The organism is Pseudomonadota bacterium (assembly GCA_026388255.1).
Taxonomy (GTDB): domain Bacteria; phylum Desulfobacterota; class Syntrophorhabdia; order Syntrophorhabdales; family Syntrophorhabdaceae; genus JAPLKB01.
On the sequence record JAPLKC010000018.1, the window covers coordinates 1 to 20,319 of the forward strand.

Below are 20,319 nucleotides of genomic sequence, written 5' to 3' on the forward strand. Positions count from 1 at the left end.
AATTATTGAAGCAGGTAAGGAATTGGGGGACACCATAGCCCTTCAACTCACAGAGAACCTCCAGCGGGAAGACTTAAATCCTATTGACCAGGCAAAAGGGATTCTTGCATATATTCAGGCAAAACATCCTGAGAAGGGGTACGATATAGACGGGGTGATGAGTGAGTTGGTGATGTATAATCGGAGGCCCGAAGACCTGCCGGAAGAAATTGCTATCAATGTGATAGCAATTTCTGAAATCTCCGGAAAGTCAATAATGACGCTGCATCGCACAATTTCACTTTTAAAACTTTCTCCTGAAATTCAGGCTGAAATCAGATCAGGAAATCTCCCTGTTTCTCAGGGTTATCTCTTTGCCGCGAACCTCGAATGTCCCGACCGCATGAAAATATTCACCGACATTTTGAAAACTCCGGTTACTTATATTACCCTTGAAAGAATGCTTACAGCATACAAAAAAGCAAAACCTGATCCGAATAATACAAAACCCGTATCCGTGAAAAAACAGGTTAAAAGCCTTGCATTAATAAAAACAGTTTTTGATAAAGGTCTTGGAACTTATATAAGAGAAGATGTTGAAAAATTCCTCTATGATTTGCAGGTCTTCTGTGATCATGTCCAGCAGGAGATGCCTAACATCCCATACGGAAAGAAAAGGCCGCCACAAGTGTAAAAAAACAGTGAATAGTGAAAAAGGCGATGAATGACACATAGGCTTTTGACTAACGACTATTCACTTGGAGGTGCCCCTATTAAACCGGACACCCTTCTAACTTATCTAATGCTCTCCTGTGCTCCCCCGGCGATTTCATTTTCAATCCCTTATGGGGATGATATTCATTATAATCTTCAAACCAAAATTTTCTTGACAATCTCATAACGCAGATAGAAAATGGAACGGCAAGAAAAAAGCAGGAAAGGTGCGAATATGGGTGAAAATAGGTTTGTCATACGACAGATGACAAAGGATGATGTTGAACTTGCTGTTGATTGGGCAGCCCGGGAGGGCTGGAACCCCGGGTTGAATGACGCAGCATGCTTCTATAATACGGACCCCCAGGGTTTCTTTATCGGAGAACTGAACAGCGAACCGATAGGGTGTATCTCTGCGGTCTCTTATGGAGACTCTTTTGGTTTTATAGGTTTCTATATCGTCAGGGAAGAACTGCGCGGGAAATGGTATGGCGTCGAGCTTGGAAAAAGAGCAATGAGCTATCTTGGCGCCCGAAACATCGGTATCGACGGAGTGGTGAAGAAAATAAAGAATTATGAGAAGTTCGGTTTTACCCTTGCCCACAGGAATATTCGATACGAAGGCAGAGGAGGAGGATCAGGCTCCACCGGAGTTGTTGAACTGGCAGCTCTTCCCTTTGAGACGATTGTTTTCTATGATGCCGGTATTTTTCCGGCGAAACGGGCCACATTTCTTGAACGATGGATTATACAGCCGGATGGCGCATCCCTGGGTTTTCTCGAAGACGGGAAACTGAAAGGCTACGGTGTGATACGCCCCTGCAGGACAGGATTTAAAATAGGCCCTCTATTCGCCGATTCCTTTGATATTGCCGAAAGATTGTTTGATGCATTGACAGGAAAGGTGTCGGCGCAGGCACCTGTGTTCCTCGATGTCCCCGCAATAAACCCCCCTGCCCTCGCGCTCGCACAAGGCCACAATATGACGCCCGTATTTGAAACAGGCAGAATGTACAATAAAAAAATGCCCGCTGTTCCCATAAGGAAGATATTCGGAATCACAAGTTTTGAACTCGGCTAAGGGGGGGGCTGCGTGGTTTTGGCTTTAGATGCTGATCTTCTTCCTGCAATGGAGTTTTTGAAACCTACACCCGTTGTACAACAATATAATCGGCAATCAATTACATTGTTTGATTTATACAAACTCATGACTTTAAGATAAATGTAATTACAATGTGAACACCATTCAGTCAAGGAGGTAAAATAATAAGAACACGCTGGCCCAAAACGGCCATCACATATTAATAGACGGAAACGAAAATATTTCCCATTCCTGGGATGAAAAGGAATGGCAATGGTAGTGAACCTATTCGATGTGTATCTGACAAATCTTGATCCTACTGTTGGTTCTGAAATTCAGAAAACAAGGTCTTGTTTGATTATTTCACCGGACGAAATGAACAGGCACATCAGCACAGTATATAGTTGCCCCGATGACTACAGCCGGGGAAGACTATCCCACACGAATTGAATACCAATTTAAGAAGAAAAAGGCGCATATCGTTTTAGATCAGATACGAACAATAGACAAAACGCGACTTATAAAAAACCTCGGCACTCTTGATACAGAAACCCAGTTAAAGGTTATTCCCGTCTTGCAGAGGCTGTTTGCATTTTGAAATTTCCCAGCCTGGCAGCTCTCCAGATCGTTGTTCCGCTGTGCTTCGCACCGGCAGGCGGCTTCACCGTTACTATACATAAGCTTTGTTTTCAGGAAACCGCAAAGCTCACGATTGGCAGGCTTGACGGGCAGACAAGAACTCCTTCTTGAAGTTGATACTGCGTGGTTTTTGCATGAAGCTTTAAGGGAATTGGAACACAATTGATTTTATATGGAGGGCGATGAACACGCGCTTAGATTTGAGGCGCCTGCAAAAAACAAGACCTGACCCTATAAAGCTTTAAAGCTTACAGACACCCTAAAATCAGGCTTCGCGGTCGCTGCCTTCAACAAAGCATAACTTCCTATAACCAAATGTTTGCTGGTTAAGCAATCTATGCCATGTTTCAACCGGTAATGGTTGTCAAAGGTCAATTTAATTGCCCACTCTTGTGTTCAAGTGGGCAATTAAATCACAAATAAGGACTGTTAGTGGCCACCCAATACATCAGGAATTGTCATTGTGTCGAGGGTCGCGTTAACCGGTAAGTTGAAGATGTTATCAGGAGACACTTTTTTGATATTCTTATATTCCCTACTCCATTTTCCATTAGTATTCACTATTCTAACGGGAAAACGTATGTCCGTCGCAAACCACTGATGATATGTGTCACTCTTATTATCCTGTTTAACGATAACTTCATATTTCTTAGTCGGATGTCCGTCTATAGCTTCTGCACCGATTTCCTTCCTGCTTACTTCACCGAATATTTTTTCCTCCGTCCATGGCTTCAAGGCTGGTGTTAATTTTGCCTCAATATATGTATTTTCAGCGGCATTAATCTGCCATAATAGACCTTTATCTCCCCTTATGATCGTGTACATAGGGGTACTGCCTCTTTCCACGCGGCACTTGTTATCTTTTGAATAAAACTTGCCATTTCTTATTACTTTCCCTTCTTTTGTAACCATGTCTGCCGTAATATCGATTGCAAACACATTTGAAAGCATTGTTATTACGAATAGGAGCACGAACCCTGATACAAACAAATACTGTTTCATTACCTTCCTCCTGTTTAGTTGGTGAAATATTGATATTTGAGAGGTTAACAGATCAATTTTACCTCCTGTATCCTGTCATAAATAAAACCGCAACATATCCGGCCCAACAAAACAGGCAGGCTCTTTTGATAAACTGCTTATACGATGATTCACTGTTTACACTTCCCGACTGAACCTATTTTGCACATCTTGCCATTGATCCAGATTGCCTGATCAAGAAAAACATTCGTAAGGTTTGCCTTAGACACGTCGGCACCTGATAGAGCGGCAAAACCGAGATTGGTACCTGATAGATTAGCGCCTGATAGATTAGCTTTTGAAAGATTTGCGTTACCCATCATTGAATTAGATAGGTCTGCTCCGGAGAGATTTGCAGAGGAAAGATCAACGTATTCCATATCAATATTATTCAATTTTGCCCCTGAAAGGTCACACTTCGGGCATTTGTTTGTTTTTTTCAGTGTCTGAACCTGCTTTTCATCAAACCCGTAAAGAGTCGTTAATGAAACAAAAAAACAAAAAACAACCATGACAATAGTCAACATTCCTTTTAGTTTGTACATAAAAACCTCCTTTAATTTATTTAAAAAATACTAATAAAAAAAGCCGCTACCTGAAGAATTTAATCTTCAGGTAGCGGCCCGACTATCCTGTATATTTACCTCCAGAGATATAAATCATCTCTGAACCCGTTCAGATATTCAGTTGTTTGTTTTCTCTATATCATAAAATATTTATATAGTCTTCTTGATAAGGAAGTCAAGTTTTTTTTAAGAAACAGGAGATAATTTTGTATACAACTATAAATAAAATAACTAACTTGAGGGGTGAAAGTGGACATTCCTGAAATGTTAACATCCGTGGGGAGAGGTGTCTTGTGGCAGCCCATCAACTCGGACTTGAAACCGCACCGGTGCGAGTAATATAAGCAGGCAAAGAATTAGGTGATACCAAAGCCCTTCAACTGACTGATACCAATTCGCCTTCAATTATATAACTTTGTTAACTCGTCGTCACGCTCCTCGACGTACCGGAAAATATTCCTACGTCCTGGTACCCGCTTGCGGGTGTTCCTCGTTGCCCGGGCTATCTCTGAATCCGAATTGGTATGAGAACCTCCAGCGTGGAGACTTGAGTCCTATGGATCAGGCCAAAGGAATACTTGCTTTTATTCAGGCGAAACATCCTGTGACAAGGGGTATACTGTAAACGGGGTTATGAGTGAGTTGGTAAAATTTGAGATGAGGTCTGAAACCTTGACAAAAGAAACCGTTGACACATTGTCAACAGCTTCGGAAATCTCCGGAAAGTCAACACGGACGGTGCTTCGCACAATATCACTTTTAAAACTTTCTCCTGAAATTCAGGGCGAAATCAGGTCAGGAAATCTCCCTGTTTCTCGGGGGCATGAAAACCCGTGAAGCCCCCGCCAAGCGAGTACAGGCGCAAAAGAAACTGACGTGAAGCGCTAAAAGATAAAGACCATAAAACGGGAAAAACAAAATATGGATTTTACGAGATACGGGTGCCGTTATAATCAGCCCATTCTTCATATACTTTGCATGCTTCCTGAGTTATAATAACTAACAACATGACCCGTTTAAGAACTTTCTCAGGCAATTTTTTAAAAGGTCTTTCAGGGCTGACAAAAGACTTTTATATTGCTATCTCAATTTCGATCATAATCCATGTGTTTGCAATGTATTGTTTATTTGCTATACCTTCAGCTCAACCCTTGAACATGGAAAGCATTACAGTAGATTTTGCCATGATTGAGTATGCAGAAAGATCGGGGGAGGCAAATATAAAGGGCGAAGGGCAAAGGGCGAAGGGCAAAGGGGAGAAAATATCCCCAAAAGTGGAAGGGGCAAAAGCAGGCAGCAATAAAGTTCGAAATGTGGATAATCTCACTGGCAATAAGCAGTTTGCGGCAAACAACGCTATAGACTCAGAGGACAAGGATAAGAGCAGCATACCAACAGATACGGTATCCTTGAATGCATTCATATCAAATCACAATGAACATGGCAGTCGGACCGGTGCGGGAGTCCATAAAGGCGGAAAAATTGGAAGCGGTGTTTCCGGCTCTTCTGAAGGAATAGATGGAGGAGGCGTGGGGTTACCCGGACAGGGAGGAGAAGGGAAGCTTTACGATTATGGATATGTCCGGGAAGCGGTTATGAAGAATTTGAAATATCCTGAAAAAGCAAGAAGGTTTGGCTGGGAAGGAAGGGTTATCCTTTATTTTATTATAAATGAAACAGGATTGGTTCGAGATGTAAAGATTGTCAAGAGCTCAGGCATTCAAATGCTCGATGAGGCAGCGAAAGATGCATTAACAAGGGTTGCCGCATTCAACAATAAATACAAAAGATTAGTTGTAGTTCAATTGCCGATAGAATTCAAATTGAAGCAATAATCCAACTTTATTTACCGGCCACGCTTGCAGCCGGTACAACCCCATAAACCCAATATTTGCAGAGAACTTCAATCCTTATCGTTATTCTCTGGCGGGATATTCTTTATTACCTTGTCAAAACAACACCTTATACCAAAAAAAACAAGCAATACCCCGAAGGCAAGGAAAAAACGGTAAGGTATGCCTATTTTTAATTTTTCAGATATACCGACCATGATCTTCAAGCTGAGAAGATTAACAATAAAACCGGCGCTTTCCTTATAACCCGATACAAAAAGCAGCAGGGCAAGTGGAAAACAAACGCCGATAGCAATTAAGGTAATCCCTATTTTATGATTTCTTGCCATTTATTTACCTTTCCATAAAAATGTTTTTTCAGATACTTTATCAGTTTAACACAAAAACGCCCGTCGAATACAACGGGCGTTTTTGTGTATGCTTATTTATTGTTCGGATATTTTATCTATCAACCACCTTTCTTGAATTCCTTCTCCATTTCATCTTTTGCAGGTTTTACATAAATGTCTCTAAGCTTCGGTTTTTCGATCTTCCCTGCAGGGTTGCGCGGGATAGTGGTATAGACGAATTTTTCAGGCCATTTAAATTTTGCAAGACCCTTTTCCTTGCAGAAATTTATTATTTCATCGTCTGTCAATGTCTCACCTTCTTTTGCCTGAACAAAAGCCATAACGATCTCTACAAGCCTCGGATGCGGATAGCCAAGGACCGCCACATCCTGTATCTTCGGGTGTTTCCGTAATGCATCCTCTATTTCGGCAGGAAAGATATTTTCACCGCCTCTGATGATCAGGTCTTTTGCCCTGTCTGCAAAAAAGATAAAACCCTCTTCATCTACATAGGCAAGGTCTCCGGTATGTAACCACCCATCCGTGATTGTTTTGGCTGTCATTTCAGCGTTAAAGGCATATTCCTTCATGAGACGGGGGCCTTTAAGGATGAGTTCGCCAATCTGACCGGCCGGAAGTTCATTGTTATCAGCATCAATCACCTTTGCTTCCATAAATGCTGTTGCCTGGCCTATTGAACCAGGTTTCCGCATGATGTCTTCGTCATAACAGTTTGTAAGCCCGCCGCCTCCGCCTTCGGTTATGCCGTATATATTTGCAATGGGCAGATTCGGGAAGAATTTCTTCGAATCCTCCAGAAGTATATATGGAACCGGCTGGGCGCCGATCTCGATATGTTTCAATGCAGAGAGGTCGTATTTAGAAAGGTCAACCTTGCCGGTTTTGATTGCATTTATTACATCTGACCATGTAGGAACCGTGTTCCAGCCGCCGGTGCATTTTTCATCGGCAATCGATCTTAGATAAAATTCCGGCTGTATCTCCATCGGCATAAGTACCTTGCCTGCTGCAATATAGCAAGGGAAAGAGAGGAAAAGTGTACCGCTGTGATAGAAAGGATGCGGCGAGAGGTAGATACTGTTGTAACCCTCATTATACGTAAGGGCATTGCCTATCCCTATGAAAAACAGTGTTTTATGAGTATGGGAAACCGGTTTGGGCGCCCCCGTAGTACCGGATGTAAACATAAGCTCGGCCATTTCGTCATCATCTGCTTCGACGCAGACGCTTGTCCCATTGCCTTTTTCCATGATCTCATTATACGATTTTACACCAGGCAATAAATTATCACCGAGGCAGATAAAATGTTTACAGTAATCCATCTCCTTCATGATCGGTTCGACTCGTTGGTTGAAGGCTTCACCGAAAATAAATGCCTTACATTTTGTAACATCAGCAGCATATTTGATATCCGAGCTTGCGAAACGGAAGTTTAGCGGCGTTACTGTGGCGCCTATTTTCAAAACAGCTATATAACTTGCGTACCACTCCATACAGTTCATCACGAGGTGCACAACGATATCGCCTTTTTTTATTCCGCATTCCTGCTTCAAATAGTTTGCAAGCTTATTTGCCTGATTATCAAACTGTTCCCAGGTCAGGCTCCTCCTGAGCCCCTTTGAAGGATAGCTCTCGATGATAAATTCTCTCTTTGGAAATTTGCTTGCGTTAAGTCCTGAAAAAACAGCAAAATTCATGTTGCCCTCCTTTTTTTGTATACTATTTTTGTATTGCAATTGTATTATTTAGCATGATAAATTGAACGGTAGTATTTGTCAATACTAAATTTATCAAGTACATGTGGAGGATTTTATATGGGAGATGTATACACACATATTGGTGAAATATTAGCAAGAAATGCACGTATGTACCCCGATGATGTGGCGCTCATCGAACGGACAGCGGTTCCGAAGGCAAGACAGGAGATAACATGGAAACAGTTTGATGACAGGGCAAATCAATTTTCAAATGTCCTTGCAAAGAAGGGCATAAAGAAAGGCGACAAGGTTGTACATTTTATGATGAACTCTGTTGACTGGCTGGTGGCATATTTCGGTATAGTACGGACAGGTGCATGGGTTGTACCTCTCAATTTCCGTTTTACTGCCGATGATGTTAAATATTGCAGTGATGTTGCCGAGCCCAAGATGGTTATATTTGATGAAGAGTTTACCGGTAGGATAGATGCGATAAAGGATAAACTCCCCACGGTTAAAAATTATATCTGTGCAGGGAAAACCGTTCCTTCTTATGCCGAATCTTTTGCATCGCTTGTTTATGCTTCTCCTTCAAACGCCCTGGATACCATGATAACCTATGATGACCCATGCGGCCTCTACTTTACCTCCGGTACCACAGGTCAGCCAAAACCGATATTGCTTACCCATAAGAATATGCTCAGCGCATGTATCACTGAGAATGCGCATCACAGGCAGACAAAAAAGGATTGTTTTATCCTGATCCCGCCTCTTTACCACACAGGGGCAAAGATGCACTGGTTCGGGAGCTTTATTGTAGGCAGTAAGGCCGTTATTCTGAAGGGCGTAACGCCGGAGTGGGTTCTCGAGGCAGTAAACGAGGAGGGTGGAACCATTGTATGGCTGCTTGTACCCTGGGCTCAGGATATCCTTCTAAAGTTTGACAGCGGAGAGCTTAAGCCAACCGATTATAACTTGAGCCAGTGGAGGCTGATGCATATAGGCGCCCAGCCTGTACCGCCAGCGCTTATAAAGCACTGGAAAGAATACTTCCCGACAATGGATTATGATACAAACTATGGTTTGAGTGAGTCTACAGGCCCCGGGTGTGTTCACCTCGGTATGGGGAATGAACATAAGATAGGCGCCATCGGTATACCCGGTTTTAATTGGGAAACAAAGATTGTTGATGAAAACGGCAATCTTGTGAAAAGCGGTGAACCCGGAGAACTCTGTGTCCGCGGCGATGGTGTGATGAGAGAATATTACAAAAACCAGGAGGCAACAGCAAAGTCGCTTATTGATGGCTGGCTCTTTACCGGCGACATGGCAAGGCAGGACGAAGACGGCTTCATCTGGCTCGTTGACCGCAAGAAGGATATTATCATAACAGGAGGCGAGAACGTATTCCCTGTTGAGGTTGAAGATTTCCTCCACACAAATCCCAAGGTAAAAGATGTAGCGGCTATCGGACTGCCCGATGACCGTCTCGGTGAGATAATTGCCGTTATTATTGACGTGGTGCCGGGCAAAACGTTGACTGAAGATGAGGTAGCAAAATTCTGTGAGGGGTTGCCCAAATACAAAAGACCGAGAAAAATCATCTTTGACGAAGTGCCCCGTAATCCTACCGGAAAGATAGAAAAGCCGAAACTGAGGAAAAAATTTAATGGAATGAAAGAAGCATTTAAGATATAACATGTTTAAATACAGGCACAGAGTCAAAGGCATTATGCCCTTTTCTCTGTGCCTCCGGCTTGAATTATGGATCTTACTCCTTTAGAAATAACGATTTGTTATGTTTTCAAAAACAGAGAGCTGTTAAACCAGGCCATTACACACAGTTCCTGTTTTAACGAAAAAAAGGAAGTAAGACGGTCAGATAACGAAAAGCTCGAATACCTTGGTGATGCAGTTTTGAACAGCATTGTCAGTATACTACTGTATAAAAAATTCCGTGACAGAGATGAAGGGTTCTTAAGCAATGCACGCTCAAGTCTCGTAAAGAGAGAGACTTTAACCGAGATTGCGCGAAGCATAGATCTGAAACAACATATGAATTACGGAAATGGTGAAAACAATGTACCGGAAGAATCCAAAGTCTTATCAAATATGCTTGAAGCACTTATAGGCGCCATCTATCTGGACGGTGGAATGAGAAAGACAGCGCAGGTTATTAAAAAACTGTTTAACCCGCATTTCAAGGAAGAAAAACTCACAGAAAAAAGTCCGAAAAATGTGCTCCAGGAATATTCCCAGAAAAAATGGGGTATGCTTCCGAAATACAAATTTTCAAGAAAAACAAAGGATGGTTTCACTGTAATTGTATGTATTGGAAAAGAGTTTAAAGCAAAAGGCATGGGTAAGAACAAGAAAGAGGCGGAGCAGTATGCTGCTAAATCGCTTCTTAATAGTTTGATTGGCACATATACGCTTTAAATTCTCCAGTAACTTTATTTAATTTGTCATTCCGGCGGAAGCCAAAAACCCCATAACAAGCTGGATTCTTGCCCCCAAGTTTTGTATTCTATATGCATGATTGTGCCTATTTTCCTTCCACACCTTGGCTGCACAGATCGATGCATCTATTGCGACCAGGGGTGTATTACCGATGTGCACAGTCATGATTTGCCTTCCCAGATTAAAAAATCGCTCGAAAAAATGACAGGGAAGTTTGAAGTAGGTTTATTCGGAGGAAATATCTTCAATGTGGAACCCTCAACGCTTAAGATGCTTTTTCAATATTTTGATAACTTTTCAGAGAGGATTTTAAACTTCAAGATCTCCACAAAGCCTACCCCTCTCAATGACGAGACAATCCGTATACTGAAAGAGAACAGGGTGACTGTCGTTGAACTCGGTATGCCGGTCTTTAACGATATTATGCTTAAAAAACTCAATAGGGGGCATACTATTGAGGATTTTTACAGGGCCTTCTATCTTTTGAAAAACGAGGGATTTCATGTTGCCCTTCAGGTTATGGTGGGCTTACCTGACGAAACTATGAACGATATAAAGGAAACGACGAGGCAAATTATCCGTTTATCTCCTCATTATATAAGGATTTACCCGCTTGTTGTATTAAAAGATACCCCCCTTCACAGGATGCATAAAGAAGGTCTTTTTGTACCCATTCAATTTGAAGAGGCAATTGAACGCGCAACCCATATATATCTTAATGCTTTGAGGCACAGCATAAAGACGGTTAAGATGGGGCTTACGGCTAACGAATTGATAAAAGACAGTATAGTTGCAGGCCAATTTCACCCCGCCTTTGGATATATGGTCAAATCGCAGGCATTCTATCTTGCAATTAAGACAAATATTGATGTTGCAGCAATAAAAGGTGATGTAACTGTGAAGTTAAACAGCGCAGACATCCCGCACCTTATAGGGCATAAGCGAGTGAATATTGAAAGGTTTAAAGAACAGGGTATATACGTGACCTGGGAAAAGCAGGATATTGAAAAGGGAAGCTTTATATTGTGCAGCGGCCCAACAGTAATAAAAGGCATTATCTTTGATGCACTTTCAACATCATAAATCATACTAATTTATCTTCAATTTCAAAAAAAATGCATAAAAAACTTACAAAATAGAATCTTCTGCCGATAACATCTTAACGGAGTATTATTTCGACCTTTGGAAGGGTAATGGACAATCAGTTATTACAGAACGACCTTAACGCACTGCTGGGCGGACTGTCTGAAAGCACAACAGTAGTTTCTAAAAAAGAAATAAATGGAATAGAAGACCTGTTGTCACAGGACGACCTTAATGCACTGCTGGGCGGAATGCCTGAAAAAACAATAGCAGTTTCAAATCAAATGACATTTCCCGATATGCCTGCTGAAGACACAAGTGCAGGAGAAGAATCAATGTCCCAGGAAGAAATAGACGAAATGCTGCGCCAGTTTGATAGAGATATATAAACACCCCTCCCCGTAAGATCATTTTGAGACCTTTGCAAAGGTCTTTAAATGCATATTTCCGATGATTTTTTAAAAACTATCGCACGATAAAGGTCTTTCGTCAAAATTTGTATGAAAGCCCCACAAGAGACATCATGGTATATCTGTCAAAAAATCTTATATTTGATTCCGTTTGATACCCGTTTATGCCAGCCACTATTGTATACTTCTTCCATCCGAAGGGCTCCGGGAATGTGGCCACAACGCTTGTTCCATATGTGTTTTCATTCCTTGTCTTTGCAAATATCGGATGGAGTCTGTCAAATTTTGCCGTACTGCCATAAAACCGCGTATTAAGGTCGAAAAATGGAGTTCTCATTGCAAATCCGAGCCCGCCTCCATAACTGTTGTAGCTGTTGCTGCCGCCGTCAAACTGACCCCTTTCAAATGAAAATTCAGGTATGATACTGAACATTTTATTGAAATCGTATTTATAATCGATGATTGCCCTATGGGTAAATCCATCCTGTCTGAGTGTTGAATGGAGACCCCCGATGACATCATTGTCGACATCAGTTCTGGCAATCTTATAAGAAAGAGAAAGATTGGTGCCCATTATTTTTGCATAAGTAATCCTGCTGCCGAAATACATGGTATTTGTTGCTGTTCTGTATAACACATAAGGATTTTGCCAATTTTTTGCCACCAGAGAGTAAAAACCTGAGACATCGATAGCACCACTCTGGAAAACATGCCTTACACCGACGTTGATACTCCCCGGCTCGGCAATGGTGTTGAAATATAAGGTGGTAATGCCTTTTTGTCCTTCCTGATAATCCGGGATATACTTTGCATCAAAGTACGGGAGCGCCAAAGAGGACGTGCTTGCGGCGGCTTTCGAACCAAGACTGTCAATTCTCCTGTTGCCCTTTCCCCAGAGGTTATCCGCCCTTTCCACTGCCATTGCCCAGCCTCCGACAGTTATCTCATATTTGCCGGCCCGGGCATCGGGGATGACAGAGAGAAAAAGAAAGAGCATACAAAAGAAGATGGTGCTTAACTCTCCAAATATATGCTCTTTCGTCATATCATGACCTGATTGTTGTGATATCGTTTATTAACAACTACATGAACTCCCACAGCTTGAGTTTTTCGAGAGTTCAGATTTGATCATAAAACCTGCACCGGTAGCAGATTCAATGAATTCAACATTTATGGGTTGTACTTCTTTAAACAATTCCTTTTCGATAATAAATGTTATACCTTTTTCCTTGAAGACCTCATCATTTTCCTGTGACTCATCCAGAGCCATACCCAATGAGGGCCCTGATCACCCGCCTTCCATCTTCATAATCCGCACTGAAGTCGGGCCTTTATTCCCTTCAAGAAACTGCTTTATTATTTCTCCAGCCTTATCCGATACCTCAAACATAACTTGCTCCTTTTCTTGAATTTGCTATTGCTTCTTGAGCAATAAACTTATCGATATAGCATAAGCATTTATATGATTTTTATCAAGCCATATCTTCCTTCCTGCGGACATCAAAACATGATAGACTATCGAGAAAACATTTAAGGCAACGCATTATGAAAAGGACAGTTACTACTCTGCCATTACATTATGGAAAGGCGCCTGCATGGCTTTTTCAGAAGATGAAAAGGCTCTCTGCCGCGCTTATCGAAGTCATAGTTCTGGAGTTCGGGACAAAAGAGCTCCTTGTCCGTCTTGCCGATCCTGTATGGTTTCAGGCCCTGGGATGTGCCGTTGGCTTTGACTGGCACAGCAGCGGTGTTACTACAACAGTCTGCGGGGCATTAAAAGAAGGTCTTGCATCTATAGGTGATGAGATACCGATAGCAATATGCGGCGGCAAGGCAAAAAGGGCAATCCAAACCCCCGGAGATATTGAAGCCTATGGAGAAAAGTGGGGTGTTGACGTTACGGATCATATTGCCATGAGCCGCCTATGCGCAAAAGTTGACAATACTGCCGTCCAGGATGGTTATAATCTTTACCATCATACTTTTATATTCACAAAAGATGGTGATTGGGCAATCATTCAGCAGGGCATGACCGAAAATCTCAAAAACGCAAGACGTTATCAATGGCTCTCAAGGGAAAGTCTTGATATAACAAATGAACCTCACACCGGTATTACCTGCAACGAGAGGGGGAACGTATTGAACCTTGTAGCTGGTGAGAGTGAAGGGACACGAAAATCAACAGTTGATTTTGTCAAAGAAAATCCTGATGAAATGATCAAGACATGGAAAGAGATTGCTTTGGCTATGCCAAAAAGACATTACATATCACCTGCTGACATAAATCAAACACGCCTTTTCAAGATGTTCAGAACAATTCATGAATCACACCCTGAAACATTCAAAGACCTTATAGGGATTCATGGCGTCGGCCCGAGAACCGTATCGGCTCTTTCTTTAATATCCGAGCTTGTGTATGAAAAGCCTCCGAGCTTTAAAGATCCTGCACGGTTCAGTTTTGCCCACGGTGGCAAAGACGGTTACCCATTTCCTGTTGACAAAAATACCTATGAAAATTCCATAGAATTCCTGAAAATTTGTATTGAAAAGGCAAAGGTAGGGGATAGGGACAAGATCGATGCATTCAGAAAGCTTTCCGCATTATCAGGTTAATTAAAAAGGAGGATAGATTATGGTACATACCGAACAATTTCAATTAAAAACAAAGGGGTTCGGGGATACGATAGATATTACCGGTAAAACCATAACGATAACCGGCAATTCAAAGGTTAAGAACGGTCTTGTGACTGTTTTTTGCCCCGGTTCCACAGGCACAATTACCACAATAGAATATGAGTCAGGTGTTATAGGGGATCTGCAAAAGGCGCTGGAAAAGATTGCTCCTTCAAACACGGATTACGAACATAACCTGCGCTGGGGTGACGGGAACGGATTTTCCCATGTCCGGGCTGCTTTGATGAAGCCCTCCCTTTCGATCCCTCTGGTAAACGGAGAACTTGCTCTCGGCACATGGCAGCAAATAGTCTTTATAGATTTTGATAACAGGGGAAGAAACAGAACTGTCATTGTTCAGGCAATCGGGGAATAATCGCACGTACATCAACGCCCTGCTTATAATTCCGGTGAAATATTTATTGACATATCTGTGAGTATTTTTTTTACTATCTTTTATTGCATAACGGCCTTTATAAAACGGCACAGCAGGAGGTTACATAATGGCATCAGATATAATACTAAGAAAAGGAAAGCTGTCGAAGGCCCTGTGGAACAGCTTTAATGACTATTACAAATCCGTAGGCGCTGACAATAATTATACAAGCAAGAAGTGGCAGCAGTGGAAGGACAGCCCGGGCATTATTAAATACCTGGCAGAAATGGATGCCATAAAAGTGGGCTGGATAATATATGATCCGGAAAAGAGCACCATTGTTGAGATACTGGTAAGCAAAAAGGGGGAAGGTGAGCATATTGTGACAGGCATGATTGATGCACTTGTTCTCAGGGAAAATCTTGTTACAGCGGAAATCCTGAAGACAGACCAGGAGAAGTACAAATGGATGATAGAATACGGTTTCCGCCCCACCCGATCTTTTGCTGTGGATGGATTATCATTTCTCAGGATGGACCTTAGCATTGCGGTGCTTTTTAAAAAACTTGCAGGCCACAAGCCTGCCAGAATTTACCGGAAAACCGAAACAGTGGCCATTCAAAAGGTTTCCGATGCTGCTACGTATGATGGCGTTAAGTCTGCCATGAAGGCGCTTATCGACAAACTCGGAGGACTGAAGAGATATGTCAACCCGGGCCAAACAGTGGTGATAAAACCTAACCTTGTTGCAGATCACGGAATTAATAAGGATGGCGTCTACATAGGGGGCATTGTCACGGACATACGGGTCATCAAAGCTTTGATAGAACTGCTTCTCCCGATAGCAGGAAAGATAATCATTGCCGAAGGTTCGTCCATCAACAGAAGCCAGACAGCAAAGCAGTTTTCCCATTACGGGTATGACAAACTTATTGATCTCGATCCCTCTAAGGTAAGTCTCGTAGACTTAAATACCGACGAACTGGTGGAAAAGCAGGTACCGCGAGGTAAAAGGATGCTTTCCCGGAAGATACCCCTTACCCTGGAAAAGGCAGATGTGATCATCAACATCCCGGTAATGAAGATACACTTTGCCGCCTATGTTTCCCTGAGTGTAAAAAGCCTGCAAGGAGCTATCCCGCCACTTGAAAAATACATGACCCATTTTTTCGGGCTCTGGCAGAATCTTGTTAATATCCACCATCTTGTAAAACCGGATCTCATTATCATTGACGGAATTGTCGGGCAGGAGGATTTCGGGCCCGTATCCGGTATTCCGAAGACAATGAACCTCCTTATCGGAGGGACCAACCCGGTGGCTACAGATGCTGCTACCATGAGAATCATGGGCCTTGAACCTGCGCTATCCCCACCTGTATACCTTGCTTATATGCAGGGACTTGGGCCTATTGAATCGGAGAAAATAAATATTATCGGTTCTTCCATCGATGAAGTGAAGAGCCCATTCAAACTCCCTGAAATCAATATAAACAGCGGTAAGGACTTTATAATCCATGCAGGCCAAGCCTGTCCGGGCTGCAGGGGATATCTCCACTTTGTGGTAAGCAAACTAAGAAAACCCGATCCTAAGGACCCGGGAAGACTTCTAATAGACCGTCCCTTCGACAAAAAAGTGAACATCTTTCTTGGCCCTGTCACTGAAACCAAAATCAATCCTGAAGAAACAAATATATTTATGGGCATCTGCCAGCAGCATTACGCTGAAACAGGTACCCATCTGCCGGGCTGTCCTCCCCATGCAGAGGTCATCATGAAGGGGATATTCAGTCTGTTCCCGGATGTGGAAAGACCCAAATACGCGGATAAAACAGAGGAGGAAAGGCTGGAAGAGATGCTCAATGAGGTTCTGGCAAATATTTAATCCCTCTTCAAATCAAAGTGCTATCATCGTTGGCTTCGTCATCGGCTCCGCTATTTCTGTGGCTTGCGCCTGTCCCCGACACCGATACTTAGCCTAATGGAAAATATGGGATTATTTCCCCTTGAATCTCTCTCTTTCGCTGAATATGCACCCACAATAGCTTTGTCTGTACATATTCAGTTTCTTTGACTCCTCCACCCCTTCTTTCCACCCAATCCTGAAATCCCTATAAAGAAAATCTATTCCATATTGGTCGGACAATTCCCCGCCTATTGTCTTTATATCATCATGCCTCTGGTATTTGCTATAGAGGAGCGTTGTTGTCACGGCCTCCGCACCTGTTTCCCTGCCTTTTTGAAATGCTTTTTCCAGCCTTATCCTGTAACAGAAAAGACATCTGTCTTTCCCATATTCAAGGGCGCCCTTCAAAAAGTCTTCAATCTCATAGGAACCATCTGTTTCTAACGGCAGCAGAGATATTTTTGCATAATTTTCAAGCGTCTTTAATCTTTTTAAGAATTCCGTATAGGGGTGAATGTTGGGATTATAAAAAAATCCATATACCTCTGCATTCTCGCTTTTCAATTGCTTTAAAGGATAAATGCTGCATGGGGCGCAACATATGTGAAGAAGCACTTTTTTTATTGTTGTCATTCCCGATTTTACCATCTATAAGGGCTTTTTTCTACACTACCTGTAAATAAACAAAAACTAAAGACCCCGGAAAGTTTTCTCCGGGGTCTCTTAATCATTCTGCATTCATATTTTCTGAACTTATTATTTTTTAAGCCTTTTTTCCTTTACGGCTGCCCTTGCGGCTGCAAGTTTTGCAAGGGTTACCCTGTAAGGTGAGCAACTCACATAATTAAGTCCGATCCTGTGGCAGAATTCAACGGAATTGGGTTCTCCTCCATGCTCTCCGCAGATACCGATTTTCAGATCTTTTCTCGTCTTCCTGCCAAGTTCGATGCCTATCTCCATAAGCTTGCCCACACCGCCTTCGTCTATTCTCTGGAACGGGTCATAGGGATATATGTCGTGATCTACATAAAACCGCAGGAACTTCCCTGCATCGTCCCTGCTCATACCAAGCGTTGTCTGGGTCAGGTCATTTGTGCCGAAAGAGAAGAACTCGGCTACTTTCGCTATCTCATCAGCAGTTATGGCTGCCCTCGGTATTTCTATCATTGTCCCGATCTTATAATCTATCTTAACGCCATATTCCTTCATGACATCTTTTGCCGTATTCTCCACGATCTCTTTCTGGATGGATAGTTCATTTACATTTCCCACAAGGGGGATCATCACCTCGGGCTTTACATCAATTCCTTTCTTTTTCACCTCACAGGCAGCCTCAAAAATAGCCCTTGCCTGCATCCTGGTGATTTCAGGATAAACTATGCCGAGTCTACATCCACGGTGCCCGAGCATGGGGTTTGCCTCATGAAGGCTCTGAATCTTCCCGGTTAATAACTTAACAGGAATATTCAGCTTTTCTGCAAGCGCTTTAATGTCTTTTTTATCATGTGGCAGAAACTCGTGAAGCGGCGGATCCAGTGTCCTTATTGTTACAGGCAATCCGTTCATAACCTTAAAAATATCTGTAAAATCCTTCTTTTGCATCGGAAGAATTTTTTTCAATGCCTTCACCCTGCCAGCCGTATCATCGGCCACAATCATTTCCCGTACTGCATCAATTCTGTCGCCTTCGAAGAACATATGTTCGGTCCTGCAAAGCCCTATACCCTCTGCCCCGAAAGCAACGGCAATACTTGCCTGCCCGGGTTCATCTGCATTTGTCCTTACCCCAAGGGTTCTCGTCTCGTCTGCCCATGTCATTAAAAGCGCAAAATCTTTATATATTTCCGAGTCCTTAGGTTTCAACGTCTTATCTATGATAACCCTTAATACCTCAGAAGGTATTGTCTTCATCGCTCCGATGAAAACTTCTCCCGTTGTTCCGTCTATAGAGATATAGTCGCCCTCTTTTATGGTCTTGTTTTGTACTGTAATAGTCTTCTTTTTGTAATCAATATCGAGTTCACCGCAACCTGCAACACAGACCTTGCCCATCTGTCGTGCAACAAGCGCAGCATGGCTTGTCATGCCGCCTCTTGCTGTAAGAATACCCTGTGCGGCATTCATCCCGCGTATATCCTCCGGGGAGGTCTCTATCCTCACAAGTATTACATGTTCCCCGCGGGCGGCCCAGGCTTCCGCATCTTCTGCATTAAACACGACTTTTCCAGTAGCAGCTCCTGGCCCGGCATTTAAGCCTATTACAACCATGTTCCCGGATTTAAGGGATTTTTCCTTCTCTTTCGGGTCAAAAAGGGGTCTCAATATCTGGCTTAATTGTTCCGGCTCCACCCTCATCAAGGCCTCTTCTTTTGTTATCAGCTTCTCTTTCACCATGTCCACAGCGATTTTAAATGCTGAAAAGGCAGTCCTTTTCCCGTTCCTTGTCTGAAGCATCCAGAGTTTTTTATTCTGAATTGTAAATTCCACGTCCTGCATATCCCGGTAATGTTTCTCAAGGATATCCCCGATCTTTATCAATTGCGTATATATTTCAGGCATTACCTCTTCCAAAGGCTGCACAGATTTATCAGCTATCTTCTGGTTTCTGTTTATAGGAATCGGTGTTCTGGTGCCGGCAACTACATCTTCACCCTGGGCATTAAGGAGGTATTCTCCATAGAAGGCATTTGCGCCTGTTGATGGGCCTCTTGTAAAGGCAACACCTGTTCCGCTATCTGTACCCATATTGCCGAAGACCATGCACTGAACATTAACTGCCGTACCCCAATCATCCGGAATATTATTCATCTCCCGGTAAGCAATGGCTCTTTCGTTATTCCAGGACTTGAATACTGCACCTATTGCTCCCCATAATTGCTCAAAGGGATCCTCCGGGAAGGAAATGCCCACCTTCTTTTTGATAATAGTCTTAAAGCTGGCCACTAGATCTTTCAGGTCATCAACGGTTAGTTCCACATCCAGCTTTATCTTCTTTTCCCTTTTCTTAGCTTCAATAATCTCTTCGAAGGGATCGTTCTCTTCTTTAGTCTGGGGTTTAAGTCCCAGCACAACATCACCATACATCTGGACAAATCTTCTGTAACAGTCATAGGCAAACCACTCATTTCCCGTCAGTTTTGCAAGCCCTGCCATGGTTTTCTCATTCAGGCCGAGGTTCAGGATAGTGTCCATCATACCCGGCATACTTACCCGTGCCCCTGACCGGACAGAGAAAAGGAGTGGATTCTTGGGATCGCCGAATTTCTTACCCATTAAATCCTCAACCTTCTTCAGGTTTTTAAGCACCTGCTCTTTTAAACCTTCGGGGAATGTCTCATCGTGCTTGTAAAAGTAAACACATGCCTCGGTGGTTATAGTAAAACCAGGAGGGACAGGTATCCCAAGATTAACCATCCCTGCAAGCCCTGCGCCTTTTCCGCCCAGCAGATTCTTAAAGTCATCCCCGCCTTCCGCCTTATTTCCACCAAAGAAATACACAAATTTTTTCATAATAA

The 20,319-nt window shown here is 42.8% G+C and carries 20 protein-coding genes and 1 pseudogene; 13 read left to right on the plus strand and 8 right to left on the minus strand.

Annotated features, from left to right (window positions below):
* The 4 genes and pseudogenes from NT178_01265 to NT178_01280 form a co-directional block, all read left to right on the plus strand.
* Positions 1-673: hypothetical protein (locus NT178_01265; protein MCX5811164.1), on the plus strand; the 673-nt coding region annotated here is incomplete at its 5' end.
* 219 nt (positions 674-892) lie between these two features.
* The gene (locus NT178_01270) at positions 893-1,774 is read left to right on the plus strand and encodes a GNAT family N-acetyltransferase (GenBank protein ID MCX5811165.1); all 882 of its coding nucleotides are present in this window, start codon (positions 893-895) and stop codon (positions 1,772-1,774) included.
* A 267-nt stretch (positions 1,775-2,041) separates the two neighbouring features.
* Positions 2,042-2,372, plus strand: a pseudogene (locus NT178_01275) (type II toxin-antitoxin system PemK/MazF family toxin).
* Positions 2,369-2,524, plus strand: a complete 156-nt coding sequence (locus tag NT178_01280) for a hypothetical protein (GenBank protein MCX5811166.1) — start codon at positions 2,369-2,371, stop codon at positions 2,522-2,524. Before NT178_01275 ends, NT178_01280 begins: the two are co-directional and overlap by 4 nt.
* Before the next feature lie 318 nt (positions 2,525-2,842).
* Here the strand turns inward: NT178_01280 and NT178_01285 are convergent, their stop codons facing one another.
* Both NT178_01285 and NT178_01290 read right to left on the minus strand, forming a co-directional pair.
* A complete protein-coding gene (locus NT178_01285) occupies positions 2,843-3,415 on the minus strand; it encodes a hypothetical protein (protein ID MCX5811167.1) in 573 nt (190 codons plus the stop codon).
* Positions 3,416-3,564: 149 nt separating this feature from the next.
* Positions 3,565-3,978, minus strand: a complete 414-nt coding sequence (locus tag NT178_01290; GenBank protein ID MCX5811168.1) for a pentapeptide repeat-containing protein — start codon at positions 3,976-3,978, stop codon at positions 3,565-3,567.
* Between the two features lie 654 nt (positions 3,979-4,632).
* On the opposite strand from NT178_01290, the gene NT178_01295 reads away from it, so the two are divergent.
* Positions 4,633-4,836: a hypothetical protein gene (locus NT178_01295; protein ID MCX5811169.1), complete on the plus strand. Its 204-nt coding sequence runs from the start codon at positions 4,633-4,635 to the stop codon at positions 4,834-4,836.
* A gap of 320 nt (positions 4,837-5,156) precedes the next feature.
* Positions 5,157-5,834 (plus strand): energy transducer TonB, encoded by a 678-nt coding sequence (locus tag NT178_01300; protein MCX5811170.1) that lies wholly within the window; start codon positions 5,157-5,159, stop codon positions 5,832-5,834.
* A gap of 68 nt (positions 5,835-5,902) precedes the next feature.
* Here NT178_01300 and NT178_01305 read toward each other — a convergent pair whose 3' ends face one another.
* A complete protein-coding gene (locus NT178_01305) occupies positions 5,903-6,181 on the minus strand; it encodes a hypothetical protein (protein MCX5811171.1) in 279 nt (92 codons plus the stop codon).
* A 119-nt stretch (positions 6,182-6,300) separates the two neighbouring features.
* A complete protein-coding gene (locus tag NT178_01310) occupies positions 6,301-7,899 on the minus strand; it encodes a class I adenylate-forming enzyme family protein (GenBank protein ID MCX5811172.1) in 1,599 nt (532 codons plus the stop codon).
* Between the two features lie 117 nt (positions 7,900-8,016).
* On the opposite strand from NT178_01310, the gene NT178_01315 reads away from it, so the two are divergent.
* The 4 genes from NT178_01315 to NT178_01330 all read left to right on the plus strand — a co-directional run bounded on the left by NT178_01315 (position 8,017) and on the right by NT178_01330 (position 11,831).
* Positions 8,017-9,597 (plus strand): AMP-binding protein, encoded by a 1,581-nt coding sequence (locus tag NT178_01315; protein MCX5811173.1) that lies wholly within the window; start codon positions 8,017-8,019, stop codon positions 9,595-9,597.
* Between the two features lie 66 nt (positions 9,598-9,663).
* Complete coding sequence (gene rnc / locus NT178_01320; GenBank protein MCX5811174.1) at positions 9,664-10,338, plus strand: ribonuclease III; 675 nt, start codon at positions 9,664-9,666, stop codon at positions 10,336-10,338.
* 96 nt (positions 10,339-10,434) lie between these two features.
* A complete protein-coding gene (locus NT178_01325) occupies positions 10,435-11,442 on the plus strand; it encodes a radical SAM protein (GenBank protein MCX5811175.1) in 1,008 nt (335 codons plus the stop codon).
* A gap of 110 nt (positions 11,443-11,552) precedes the next feature.
* Positions 11,553-11,831, plus strand: a complete 279-nt coding sequence (locus NT178_01330; GenBank protein MCX5811176.1) for a hypothetical protein — start codon at positions 11,553-11,555, stop codon at positions 11,829-11,831.
* 100 nt (positions 11,832-11,931) lie between these two features.
* On the opposite strand, the gene NT178_01335 is transcribed toward NT178_01330, so the two are convergent.
* The gene (locus tag NT178_01335) at positions 11,932-12,897 is read right to left on the minus strand and encodes a DUF2860 family protein (protein MCX5811177.1); all 966 of its coding nucleotides are present in this window, start codon (positions 12,895-12,897) and stop codon (positions 11,932-11,934) included.
* Between the two features lie 30 nt (positions 12,898-12,927).
* Entirely contained in the window at positions 12,928-13,122 is a 195-nt protein-coding gene (locus tag NT178_01340) for a hypothetical protein (protein MCX5811178.1), read from the minus strand.
* Between the two features lie 275 nt (positions 13,123-13,397).
* Between NT178_01340 and NT178_01345 the strand changes: the two genes are divergently transcribed.
* From NT178_01345 to NT178_01355, 3 genes are all read left to right on the plus strand, one after another.
* The gene (locus NT178_01345; protein MCX5811179.1) at positions 13,398-14,465 is read left to right on the plus strand and encodes a DUF763 domain-containing protein; all 1,068 of its coding nucleotides are present in this window, start codon (positions 13,398-13,400) and stop codon (positions 14,463-14,465) included.
* Positions 14,466-14,484: 19 nt separating this feature from the next.
* Entirely contained in the window at positions 14,485-14,901 is a 417-nt protein-coding gene (locus tag NT178_01350; GenBank protein MCX5811180.1) for a secondary thiamine-phosphate synthase enzyme YjbQ, read from the plus strand.
* A gap of 127 nt (positions 14,902-15,028) precedes the next feature.
* On the plus strand, positions 15,029-16,783 hold the full coding sequence (locus NT178_01355; protein MCX5811181.1) for a DUF362 domain-containing protein: 1,755 nt from the start codon (positions 15,029-15,031) through the stop codon (positions 16,781-16,783).
* Between the two features lie 111 nt (positions 16,784-16,894).
* Here the strand turns inward: NT178_01355 and NT178_01360 are convergent, their stop codons facing one another.
* Both NT178_01360 and ppdK read right to left on the minus strand, forming a co-directional pair.
* On the minus strand, positions 16,895-17,437 hold the full coding sequence (locus NT178_01360) for an epoxyqueuosine reductase QueH (GenBank protein ID MCX5811182.1): 543 nt from the start codon (positions 17,435-17,437) through the stop codon (positions 16,895-16,897).
* Between the two features lie 123 nt (positions 17,438-17,560).
* Complete coding sequence (gene ppdK / locus NT178_01365; GenBank protein MCX5811183.1) at positions 17,561-20,314, minus strand: pyruvate, phosphate dikinase; 2,754 nt, start codon at positions 20,312-20,314, stop codon at positions 17,561-17,563.
* Between the last annotated feature and the right edge of the window lie 5 nt (positions 20,315-20,319).